Origin of the sequence: Ornithinimicrobium sp., from assembly GCF_030537745.1 — a bacterium.
Lineage (GTDB): Bacteria > Actinomycetota > Actinomycetes > Actinomycetales > Dermatophilaceae > Ornithinicoccus.
In genome coordinates, this window is the sequence record NZ_JAUNVI010000017.1 from 36,059 (window position 1) to 47,935 (window position 11,877).

The 11,877-nt window shown below is 71.6% G+C and carries 7 protein-coding genes; 4 read left to right on the forward strand and 3 right to left on the reverse strand.

Features of this window, described 5'->3' with window-relative positions; translation table 11 throughout:
* The first annotated feature begins 8 nt into the window (after positions 1–8).
* A complete protein-coding gene (locus Q4P07_RS05695) occupies positions 9–1,385 on the forward strand; it encodes an isochorismate synthase MenF (protein WP_303373931.1) in 1,377 nt (458 codons plus the stop codon).
* A 76-nt stretch (positions 1,386–1,461) separates the two neighbouring features.
* Here Q4P07_RS05695 and Q4P07_RS05700 read toward each other — a convergent pair whose 3' ends face one another.
* A complete protein-coding gene (locus tag Q4P07_RS05700; protein ID WP_303373932.1) occupies positions 1,462–2,637 on the reverse strand; it encodes an MFS transporter in 1,176 nt (391 codons plus the stop codon).
* Between the two features lie 158 nt (positions 2,638–2,795).
* Here Q4P07_RS05700 and Q4P07_RS05705 point away from each other — a divergent pair, with 158 nt between their 5' ends.
* Positions 2,796–4,139, forward strand: a complete 1,344-nt coding sequence (locus Q4P07_RS05705; RefSeq protein WP_303373933.1) for a GNAT family N-acetyltransferase — start codon at positions 2,796–2,798, stop codon at positions 4,137–4,139.
* Positions 4,140–4,183: 44 nt separating this feature from the next.
* On the opposite strand, the gene menD is transcribed toward Q4P07_RS05705, so the two are convergent.
* Positions 4,184–5,929, reverse strand: a complete 1,746-nt coding sequence (gene menD / locus Q4P07_RS05710) for a 2-succinyl-5-enolpyruvyl-6-hydroxy-3-cyclohexene-1-carboxylic-acid synthase (protein WP_303373934.1) — start codon at positions 5,927–5,929, stop codon at positions 4,184–4,186.
* Positions 5,930–6,003: 74 nt separating this feature from the next.
* Between menD and Q4P07_RS05715 the strand changes: the two genes are divergently transcribed.
* A complete protein-coding gene (locus Q4P07_RS05715) occupies positions 6,004–7,503 on the forward strand; it encodes a gluconokinase (RefSeq protein WP_303373935.1) in 1,500 nt (499 codons plus the stop codon).
* On the forward strand, positions 7,500–9,752 hold the full coding sequence (locus Q4P07_RS05720) for a helicase-associated domain-containing protein (protein WP_303373936.1): 2,253 nt from the start codon (positions 7,500–7,502) through the stop codon (positions 9,750–9,752). The genes Q4P07_RS05715 and Q4P07_RS05720 overlap by 4 nt, the downstream gene beginning before the upstream one ends.
* 57 nt (positions 9,753–9,809) lie before the next feature.
* Here the strand turns inward: Q4P07_RS05720 and Q4P07_RS05725 are convergent, their stop codons facing one another.
* Entirely contained in the window at positions 9,810–11,783 is a 1,974-nt protein-coding gene (locus Q4P07_RS05725; protein ID WP_303373937.1) for a M13 family metallopeptidase, read from the reverse strand.
* Between the last annotated feature and the right edge of the window lie 94 nt (positions 11,784–11,877).

The window sequence follows — 11,877 nt, forward strand, 5'->3', positions numbered from 1 at the left end:
GGTCACCTGTGTCAGCACTTGTGCCCCGCCTGCGCGTCCGGTCCGTCGCTGTCGACGTCACCGGCGACCTGCTGACCCGGGTCCCCGACGAGACCGACCCAAGGGACGTGGTCACCTGGCTCCGGGACGGGGACGGCATGGTCGGTTGGGGACGGGCCGCAGTCGTGACCTCTCGCGGGCCGGCGCGGTTCGAGCGCGCCGAGAAATGGTGGGACGCGCTGCGCTCGACGGCGTCGGTGGAGGACGAGGTGCGACTGCCGGGCAGCGGGCTGGTGGCCTTCGGGTCCTTCGCGTTCGCCCCCGAGTCCTGCGACAAGAGCGTCCTCGTGGTGCCCCGCGTGCTGATAGGTCGCCGCGATGGCCTCGCCTGGGTCACGCACGTTGCCGTCGACGAGGAGCCCTGGCCGACCGAGCACGCCAGCGAGTTGCTGGCCCGTACCAACCCGTTACTGGATCAGCTCGACCCGGTCGTCGAGAACGTCGGGTCGGTGTCCGCCGCAGCCTGGCCCGAGGTCATCTCCCGCGCGATCGCACGGATCAATGCCGGTGAGGTCGACAAGGTCGTGCTCGCGCGGGACGCGCAGATCCAGCACCGCCATGGCGACGTCGTGCGCATCGCGCCGGTGCTGGAGCGGCTGGCCGGTAGGTATGCCGCCACGTGGACCTTCTCGGTCGACGGGCTGCTCGGTGCGACCCCGGAGATGTTGGTGCGCCTCCAGGGTGGGCGCGCGCGGTCCCGGGTGCTGGCGGGGACGATCCGGCGCGCGGGGAGCGGTGACCACCCAGCCCCGGCGAGCGGTCGCGACCTACCAGCGGGGAACGCCGCCGACCCGGAGCATCCGGTGGACCCGAGGCTGCGTCTGATGACCAGCGAGAAGGACCTGGAGGAGCACGCCTACGCCGTGCGCTCCGTGACGGAGGCGCTGGCCCCGCACTGCAGCGACCTGCACGTGCCGGAAGCGCCCTATGTCCTTGAACTTCCCGACGTCTATCACCTGGCCAGCGACATCACCGGGACGATGGTGAGCGGGGCTACCTCGCTGCGCCTCGCGGCCGCGCTGCACCCTTCCGCCGCGGTGTGCGGAACCCCGACCAGCGCCGCCGCGCTGATCATCAGCGAGTTGGAGGGGATGGACCGGGGGCGGTATGCCGGACCGGTGGGCTGGCTCGACGGCTCCGGCGACGGCGACTGGGGCATCGCGCTGCGCTGCGGCGAGCTGTCGCCTGACCGGCGCTCGCTGCGGATCTTTGCCGGCGGCGGCATCGTGGCTGCCTCCGACCCTGCGGCCGAGCTCGCCGAGACCGAGGTCAAGCTCACCGCGATGCGGCACGCTCTCGGTCTCATCCCCGAAGGGCCGGGCGGCACGCCCCCGAAGCCGAGATGAGCCCCCTGAAACGTGGATGAGCCCCCTGCAATAACAGGGGGTTCATCGACCTTTCCGGCCGGCGCGACCTTGGCCCTCACCCGGCGAGGTCGGAACCCTTCCGAGGACGATCCCGCATGACCGGCGAGAGCGCGATCATGAGGACCAGGAAGGCGACGACGATGAAGAGCGCGCGGTCCAGGCCGAAGTGCTCTGCGAGGAAGCCGATGCTGGGGGCCCCAAACAGAAATCCTCCATAGGCGATGGTCGATACCACCGTGATGGCACGGTTACCGCGCCCACGCACCTCGCCCGCGGCCGAGATCGCCGCGGGGAAGATCGTCGCTACCCCTAGTCCCCAGACCAGCCCGCCCACCAGGGCGGCGGCCAGCGAGGGCACCAACGTGACCACGAGGATCCCGACCGCCGCGAGCACGCCGCCTCCCCGCACCACCACATCACGACCGAAGCGGTCGATCCCCGGGCCGCCGAGCAGTCGCCCGATCATCATCGTGAGGTTGAAAGCAGTCAGCGCCAGCGCGCCGAACGCTTCCGGCGCAGCGTGCACATCCACCAGCAGCAACGCGAGCCAGTCGTTGGCCGATCCCTCGGCGAGCGCGCCCGCCAGACAGACCAAGCCGATGAGGATCTCGACCCGCGTGACTCCCCGCCGCGGCACGACCTCACCGCCGTCGTCCCCCTCACCACCTTCGGGCACGAAGCGTGCGGCCGCGAGCACGCCGCCTACCGCTGCGACCGCAGCCAGCACCGGCAACTGGACCAGGCCCACGCCGCTCCACGCCGCCAGCGCCCCGGTCCCGGCGCCGAGCACCGCGCCCCCGGAGAACGCCGCGTGGAAGTAAGGCATCCAGGCACGGGGGCGCTGCTGCTCGACATGAGTGGCCTGGATGTTCATCGCGACATCCCAGACACCCACCGCCACGCCCGTGAATACCAGCGCCAGCAGCAGCATCGGCACCGTCGTGACGAGCGAGACGACCGCCCACCCCAGGCACGCCATCAGGACCGTCGCCGTCACGACCGCACGACTGCCGAAGCGATCGACGAACCGCCCGGTGAGCGGCATCACCAGCAGGGACCCGAGCCCCATCCCCATGAGCGCCAGCCCCAGCTCGGCCTTGTCCGCCCCGATCGCGTCCCGCATCGCGGGCACCCGCGCCAATCCTTGACCCAGCAGGAAGCCTGCGGCGCCGAAGACGCCGAGCACCGCGACGACGGACCCACGGGCAGTGGTGACGGGTGCGGTGCTCACGCAACTCCTCGGGTATGGCGATGGCAGGCAGGACAGGCCCGTGCGCCTTCGGCGGCGGTGTGCTGGGGGTGGGGGTGTCGCGGTGAGGCTCGCGACCTCTCAAGGGTAGGCCAGGAAATGGGTTGGCCCGCAGCCCGGCTGGGTGGACACTGCTGGGTGTGACCGACGAGACGCCTTCCACTCCGCCCACCCTCCCCGCGCAGAGACGCACGTGGACCATGGTCGACCTGACCCGCGACGACCTGCCCCGGATCAAGGAGTTGGAGGACACGGTCTGGTTCGAGGTGCAGCCCGGCGGCACACCTGAGGACCTGGAGGGCGACCTCGACTTCGCCCACGCCCGTGGCGCCGAGCGTCCCGAAGGACCGCTGCCCGGAGAGCAGGTGACGTCCGCGGCGCCTCTGGTCGGCATCTACAGCGCCTTCGACATGACCCTCACCGTCCCTGGCCCCGCGGATGGTCTCGCCGTCGTCCCGATGACGGGCCTGACGTGGGTCGGTGTCCACCCTGACGCGCGGCGGAAGGGCCTGCTCACCCAGATGATCCGCGACCACCTGCGCCGGGTCCACGACGGCACGGAGTGCGCCATCTCCGGCCTGCACGCGAGCGAGGCGGGCATCTACGGCAGGTTCGGCTACGGGCACGCCACGACGGAGGTCAAGCTGGAGCTGGGCCGCGGCACCACCCTGACCCCATCGCCGGATGTCGAAGCTGCGGTGGGCGGAGTCCAGACACACGTGGTCACGCTGCCGACCGCGGACGGCCTGGCCGCTCTGCACCAGGCCCATCTGGCCTGCGCCGCCACGACGCTCGGGGCCGTCACTCGCCCGGACAGCAAGGCAGACCAGTGGTATCGCGACTTCCCCAAGTCCCGCGGCAGCAAGGAGCCGCGTCGACTGCTCCTCGCGCGTCGTGACGGGGCGATCAGCGGGTATGCGGTGTTCCGCCGCGAGTCGAAGTGGCAGGACGCGACGCCGCAGGGGACCGTGGACGTCTCGGAGCTCGGCGCAGTCGACCTGCCCAGCCTGCTCGCCCTGGCCCGCCGCCTCCTCGACCTCGACCTGACGAGCAAAGTCACCTTCTGGGGTCGTTCGATGGACGACCCGCTGCTGTGGTGGGCGGGCGGGCCACGCTCGGCCAACCCGCGCGTCTACGACAGCCTGTGGGTGCGCATCGTCGACCTGCCCCACGCACTCACCGGCCGCGGTTACTCCGCTCCGTGCGACCTAGTCCTCGACGTGACCGACGAGCTCTGCCCCTGGAACGCCGGCCGGTGGCGGCTGCGGGTCGATGCCCGCGGGGCGGCCAGTTGCGAGCGCTCCGACGATCCTCCAGACCTCACCGTGCCCGTCGCCGCGCTAGGCGCGGCATACCCCGGCGGGCGATCACTGGTTTCTCTGGCGCCGCTGCACGGCATCACACAGATCCGCGCTGGCGCGCTGCGCGAGCTCTCGCGCGCCTTCCGCGCCGACAGCGAACCAGCCGCGTCGATCGACTTCTAGCACCGAATCCGGTGCCACGGTGCCCGGCACGACCAGGTGCACGCCTACTTCGCGGACTGCTGCCGCTTCGACCGGGCTAACCCGTGCCCCCGTCGCAGGAGGTCGCGGAGCCGTCGGTGCCCGGCGCGTTCCAGCGGCACCTCGATCACCCTGATGCCGTGAGCCCGCTCGTCAAGCGCTGTGGCGAGCCCACCCAGGGAGTCGACGCGGACGTGCCCCACGTGGTGGGCGGCACACAGGGACGCCAGGTCGGTGCCGTGCGGGGTCCCGAAGACCCGCTCCGTCGCTGCTGCGGTCTCTGCCGTCGCGGAACGGCTCGGTTCGCCATACTCCAAGGTGGAGAAGATGCCGCCGCCGTCGTCGTTGACGACCACCAGGGTCAGATCCGGGTGCGGCTCTGCCGGGCCGATGAGCACGCCGTTGATGTCGTGCAGGAAAGTGAGATCGCCCATCATCGCGACGGTCCTCGCGTCCGGTCGGAGGAGGGCGACGCCGACGGCGGTCGACACGGTCCCGTCGATGCCGGCCAGACCGCGACCGGCCACGACGCACGGCGAGGGGCCCGTCCCGTCGAGCACCAGGGCGAGGTCGCGCGGGGCGTTGGAGGACCCGAGGACGAGGATGTCGTCATCGGTGAGCCCAGCCGCGACGGTCGCTGCCGCACCGGGGCCGGTGAGTCCGTCCTCGACGACCGCGCGCACGGCGTCGTGGAGTCCTCTGCCCGCCGACACCCACGCGTCGATCCATTCACGCGCACCGGGCGACGGCTCCGGCGCCTGGGCCAGCACGTCGAGCCCGTGCACGCGCTGCACGACATGCGACGGGTCGGACCACTGGTGCGTGGCGGCGACCTGCTCGACCCGCACCCCAGGCCGTCGCAGCAGCGCCCCGAACTCGCGAAAGAGCGTCAAGCGTCCCACCACGACCACCCGGTCGGGAAGGAGCGGAGAGCCGTCCTCACTAGCCAGCCGGCCCGCGACCAGCACCCCGTGCGGCACGACGTGGTCACCGGTCGCCAACACCCCAAACGGCTCGGCCAGGACAGGCCACCCGGCCTGCGACGCCCAGGAGAGAGCCAGACGCGTCAGCTGTGGGTCGGGCAGGTCCCCGAGCAGGACCACGGTCCGCTCCAGGGACGCCACGCAGGCCCTCGGCAGGCTCGGGACGCTCAGCGTCTCGGTCCAGGGGCCGCCGCCCTCCCTTCCCGTCGGGGCCGGCTCGAGGCTGGCCAGGTCGGGTGCCAGCGGGTCGCGGAAGGAGACGTTGAGGTGCACCGGGCCGCCGTCGTGACGCCCGGCCGGACCGAGCGCGGAAGCCAGCGCCCGGCAGACCGTCGAGCGCCAGGAGGCATTGGCCCCCGCCGAGACCGACGCAGGCGCGGGCAGGTCGGCCTGCCAACGCACCACCTGGCCAAAGATCCCCGGCTGCACCGTCGTCTGGTTGGCACCGGTCCCGCGCAGCTCCGCGGGCCGGTCCGCCGAGAGGACGAGGAGAGGGACCCCGCTGTGGTGGGCCTCGAGCACGGCGGGATGCAGGTTGGCGACCGCGGTGCCGGAGGTGGTGACCACGGGCACCGGCCGACGGGACACCTTCGCCATACCGAGCGCCAGGAAGCCTGCTGAACGCTCGTCCACCCGCACGTGCAGCCGCAGCCGGCCAGCGCGGTCCGCCGTCTCCAGCGCGTAGGCCAGCGGTGCCGAACGCGACCCCGGCGCGAGCACCACCTCCCGCACTCCCCCGCGGATCAGCTCATCGACGAGAACGGCGGCGAACGCGGTCGAGGGATGCACGGCCCCGATCCTGCCATGTCGGCCCAGGTGGACGCGTGCAGTGACGGCGTCGCGGACGCCTAGAGTGGGGCCCTATGGCTTCGGACTTCGATATCGAGCTCAAGGATGCCGTGCCGCCGCTGGTTCTGGCACTCGACGTGGGCTCCACCGCCAGTCGCGGCATGATCTATGACGCGCACGGGCGCCCGGTCGGCAAGCGCGTCAAGGTGCCGCACAGCTTTACCGTCGCCTCCGACGGCACCTCCGAGATCGACCCAGACCAGATCGTCGAGGAGATCGGCACCATCGTCGACCGGCTCACGGCGGCTCTGGAGGGCACGCCGGTCGCGGGCGTAGCGCTCGACACCTTCGCCTCGTCGCTGGTCGTCATCGACGGCGACGGAGCCCCACTGACCCCCTGTTTCACCTACGCCGACGGAAGGTGCGCGGACCAGGTCGTCGAGCTGCGGGAGGAGCTCAGCGAGGAGGCGCTCCAGCAGCGGACCGGCACCCGTGTCCATTCCAGCTATTGGCCGGCGCGACTGCGTTGGCTGGCGCAAGAGCAGCCGGAGGTCTTCGCACAAGCGGCCACCTTCCTCTCCCTCGGTGACTACCTCCAGCTCGCCCTCACCGGCACCCTCGCCACCGGCACCTCCACCGCGTCCTGGACCGGGATGGTGGACCGGCACACTGCGCAGTGGTATGTCGAGCTCGTCGAGATCGCGGGCATCAGCCCTGACCAGCTGCCCCCGATCCGGCACCTCGACGAGCCCCTGGAGATCGAGCCCGAGTGGGCCTCCAAGATTGCGAAGCGCTGGCCGTGCCTGCAGGACGCCAAGTGGTTCGCGACGGTCACCGACGGTCTGGCCGCCAACGTCGGGCTGGGCGCTCACGACGAGACGACCATCGGGGCCTCGTGCGCCACGTCCGGCGCACTACGGGTGCTCGTGCGCGAGATGCCCGAGGAGCTGCCGCCCGGGTTGTGGTGCTATCGCGTCTCCCACGACCGGGCACTGCTGGGCGGGGCGCTCAACGACGTGGGCCGAGCGCTGGCCTGGGCCGATGTCACGCTAGCCGTCGACCAGATCGAGCCGGAGGACCTCTCCGCAGTGCTGACCGCCGAGCCGCACGAGACGACCCCGCTCGTCCTGCCGTTCTTCACCGGCGAACGCAGCACCGGGTGGGCCGCGGGTGCCCGCGCGGTGGTGATCGGCGTGGGGGCCGGATCGGCACCCGCTGAGGTCTATCGCGGCGTGGTCGAAGGCATCGCGCTGTCCTATGCACGCATCGCCCGGCAGCTGCGAGAGGTCGCTCCGCAGCCCGAGAAGCTCTACTGCGGCGGCAGCGTGACCAGCGACGTCCCCGAGCTGCTCCAGGTCATGGCCGACGCCATGCGCACCTCGGTCACGCCGATCACGATGCGGCGCTCGACGCTGCACGGGACCGCGCTGCTGGCGCTGGAGACTTTGGCCCCGGACGTCCGGCGGGCAAAGCCGGTGCGCGGTCAGACGCTGACGCCGGACTACTCCCGGCGCCCCTACTACACCGAGCGTTTCGCCCGCTTCGAGGGCGTCTACGAAGCGCTCTTCGCGTGAGGTCCCTGGCCGACGACCTGCGCGGGCGCCCCGACGACGACCTCGCGGCGCTCCTCAAGGCACGACCTGACCTCGCCCGCCCGGCACCAGCTGACGTGACCTCGCTCGCGGCCCGGGCCACCACGAGGTCCAGCATCCAGCGCGCCCTCGACGCGCTCGACCTGGCGCATCTGCAGGCACTGGAGGCGGTGGTGGTCGCCGCACCGGCCGACAACGCGGTCGTGGCCGAGCTGCTCGGGACGAGCGCAGCACGGGCCAGCGCGTTGACCTCCCGGCTGCATCAGCTCGCGCTGTGCTGGGTGGCGCCGGAGGGGATGCGACCTGCGCGGGCGGTCGGCGAACTCATCGGCGACCCGGCCGGCCTGGGCCCAGACGTCGAGGACGCCCCCTCACGCGCCGAGTTGTCTAGGGCGGTCGCTGGCTTGGACCCGCGCCAGCGCAGCATCCTCGACGCACTCGCCTGGGGTCCGCCCGTCGGTGCTCTCCAGCTGCCGGACGAGTCTGGTGCACCGGGCGCCCCCGTGGGCAGTCCCATCGCGCGCGCCGGTGCCGAGCTCGTCCGCGCAGGCCTGCTCAGCAGGGTCGATGACACCCACGTCCAGCTCCCCCGCCAGGTCGCCCTCGTGCTGCGCGAAGGTCGCCTGCACCGGCACCCCACGATCGACCCGCCCGTGGTGGAGTCATCGGCCCTGGACCCGGAGGTCGTCGACGCCGCTGCAGGCGGACGGGCCGCAGAACTCATCGTGCTGGTCACCGAACTCATCGATGTATGGGGCGTCCGCCCGCCACGCGTCCTTCGCGCTGGAGGCCTCGCAGTCCGTGACCTGTCGCGTCTGGCGACGCACCTGGAGATCGACCGCGACGAGACCGCGTGGCTGCTGGAGACGGCGCATGCGGCCGGGCTCGTCGCGATCGACGACAGCGCGGACCGGCCCTCCGCCGATGCGCACTGGGTGCCCACGAACGCGGCCGACGACTGGCTGGATGAGGAGGCGGGCGCGCGCTGGGCGGCCCTGGCCCGGGCATGGTGGACGATGTCGGCAGCCCCGAGCCTGGTCGGCTCCGACCAGGGTGGCCGCGTCAACGCCCTCTCCACGCAGACGTCATACCCCCTGGCCCGCCTCCGCCGCCAGGACACCCTGACCGCCCTGGCGACGCTGCCCGTGGGCGCAGCCCCCGCCGACGATGCCCTCTCCCCACTCCTGGTGTGGCGCCACCCGCTGCGCGCTGCGCGCTCCGCCGACCACGGGGTCGGGCTCCAGGTCGCGCTGCGCGAGGCCGAGTGGGCGGGCGTCACCGGTCGAGGCGCGTTGAGCACCCCCGGCCGCACCCTCGTGGTGGATGGCGCGACCGACGACGCGGGGGACATCATGGAGGCTCTCATCCCGCCCGCTGTCGACCATGTCCTGCTGCAGGCGGACCTGACCGCCATCGCCCCCGGCCGACTCGACGGACCGGTCCGCGACCTGATGCAGTTGATCAGTGACGTCGAGTCTCGGGGCGGGGCGACCGTGCACCGGTTCAGCGAGGACAGCGTCCGCCGCGCGCTGGACTTTGGCTGGTCTGCTGACCGCGTGCTCACCGAGCTCGCCGCAGCGTCCAGCACCCCGGTCCCCCAACCGCTGGATTATCTGGTCCACGACGTCGCGCGCCGCCACGGCCAGGCGCGCGTGGGTTCGTGCGCCGCCTACCTCCGCTCTGACGACCCCGCGCTGCTGGACCGGGTCGAGCGCGACCGCGCCCTCGGGATGCTGCAGTGGCGACGGATCGCCCCGACCGTGCTGGTCTCCCCCGTGCCGGCTCCGACCGTCCTGGATCTGCTGCGTGAGCAGCAGTACGGTCCGGTCGTCGACGGCAACGATGGTGGTCTGGACCTGGCCACCCCGCACCTGCGGCGCACCTCCCTGCGGATGGCCGCCCCCGTCCGCGTCAGCTCGGTCGACGATGTCGTCGCCCGGCAGGTCGTGGCCCTGATGCGCCGCGGCGATGGTGCTCGCGCCGCCAGGGACACGGCCGAGGGATTCACCGAGCCAGTCGTCGTCAAGGCGTTCCTGCGCGAGGCGGCGGTCGAGGCCGAGCGGGTCTGGATCGGGTATGCAGACGAGTCCGGCGGGGTGTCCACCCACCTCGTGCGTCCGCTGGAGGTGGAGGTGGGGCGGCTGCGCGCCATCGTGGGCGAGGAGGAGGTGGTGCGCATCTTCATGCTGCACCGGATCACCGAGGTCCGGCACGCGCAGCGGCGGTCCTAGCAGCCCCTCGCAGAGAGTCCCGGCAGACAGTCCTCGCAGAGAGCCCCCCGCCGAGTCCTAGAAGATCCGCACCCGATCTTCTGGGGCTAGCCACAGCGCGTCACCCTCGGCCGTCTCGAATGCCTCGTGGAAGGCATCCACGTTGCGCACCGTGTTGGCCCGGAGGTCCGCCGGGGCGTGCGGGTCGATCGCCAGCAGGCGGCGAGCCTCCTGCTCCCGGGCCTTGCCTCGCCATACCGAGGACCAGCCCAAGAAGAACCGCTGTGCCGCAGACCAGCCGTCCAGCTCGGGTGCAGCGCCGTCGCTGGCGATCACATACGCCAGATGGGCCAGCTCGAGGCCGCACAGGTCGCCGATGTTCTCGCCGACGGTCAGGCCGCCGTTGACCTTGGTCTCATCGTCCAGACCGCGCGGTGTGAGCGCGCTGAACTGTGCGACCAGCGCCTGTGACCGCTCGTCGAAACGCGTCCGGTCCTGCTCCGTCCACCAGTCGGTCAGCGAGCCGTCGCCGGCGTAGCGACTGCCCTGGTCGTCGAAGCCGTGCCCGATCTCGTGGGCGATGACGGCCCCGATGCCGCCATAGTTGACCGCGTCGTCGGCCTCCACGTCGAAGAACGGCGGCTGCAGCATCGCGGCCGGGAAGACGATCTCGTTGAGCATCGGGTGGTAGTAGGCGTTGACGGTCTGCGGGGTCATCAGCCACTCGTCGCGGTCGATGGGGCCGCCGATCTTGGCCAGCTCACGGTCGGTCTCGAAAGCTGCGCCTCGACGAATGTTGCCGACGAGGTCAGCCGCATCCAACTGGTAGGCGGTGTAGTCGCGGAAGGTGGGTGGGTGGCCGATCTTGGGACGGAAGGCCGCCAACTTGTCCAGCGCCTTGGCCCGCGTCTCCTGCCCCATCCACTCCAGCTCGGCGATCCGCTGGCGAAAAGCAGCGATGACGTTGGTGACCAGCTCACCCATGCGCGCCCGGGCCGCCGGCGGGAAGTGGGCCTCGACATACATCTGGCCAGCGGCCTCACCCAGCAGCGCCTCGACCAGGGCCACCCCGCGCTTCCAGCGCTCCTTGTTGGCCGGCGTCCCGGACAGCGTGGTGCCGTGGAAGTCGAAGTGCGCCGTGACGAGGTCCTCGGTGAGGTAGGGCGCTAGGCCGTCCAGGATGCGGACCGCGAGCCAGACCTGCCAGTCCTGGACCGGCACCTCCGTCAGCGCCACCCCGACTGCGGCGAGGACGTCGGGCTGTCGGGCGACGACGTGGTCGAAGGCCCCCTCGGGCGCACCGAGGCCCTCGGCGAGGGCAGCCCAGTCCCAGCCGGGCAGTTGCGCGGCCAGCTCATCGTGGGCGAGCCGGGTGTAAGACTTCACGGCGTCCCGGGTGGCGACCCGGTCCCAGTGCGCATCGGCGATCTGCTCCTCCAGGGCGTAGAGGCGACCGACGGGGTCGCGACCCAGATCCAGGCCAGCCGCCTCTAGCGCCGGCGCCCCCAGCTCCAGCAGAGTCCCGAGGTAGGCGCGGTAGGCCTCGCGGACGGCATCATGGGTCTGCGCCGTGTAGTAGTCCTCATCCGGCAGACCGAGGCCGCCCTGGTGCAGGTAAAGGATGTAGTCCTGCGGGCTGCCGGCGTCCGCGGTGACGAAGATGTTGACCAGGCCGGCTAGACCCTCACGCTGCAGGTGCCCCGAGAGCCGCACTACGTCTGAGGGAGTAGCGACAGCGGCGACCGCACGCAACGGCTCCACGAGCGGATCGATGCCGAGCGCATCGACCCGGTCGGTGTCCATGAAGCTGGCGTAGAGCGCACCGACCTTGCCCGCTGCGGTGTCGAGGGCAGGCTGCTGCTCCGCGGCAGTCTCGATCAGCGCCCGCACGTCCGACTCGGCATTCTCTCGGAGCAGGTCGAACGCGCCGTAGCGGGCACGGTCTTTCGGGATCTGTGCCGAGGCCAACCAGGCACCGTTGACGTGGGCGAAGAGGTCGTCCTGGGGGCGGACGGCGTCATCCATGTGGGTGCGATCGATACCTGAGTGCATGAGTGACACGGTATGTCGTGCCACCGACGCCGTCCCCGCAACCCTCCCCCACCCCTTCCCCGAACGGTCGCCCCAGCCACACCGGACGGTCGCC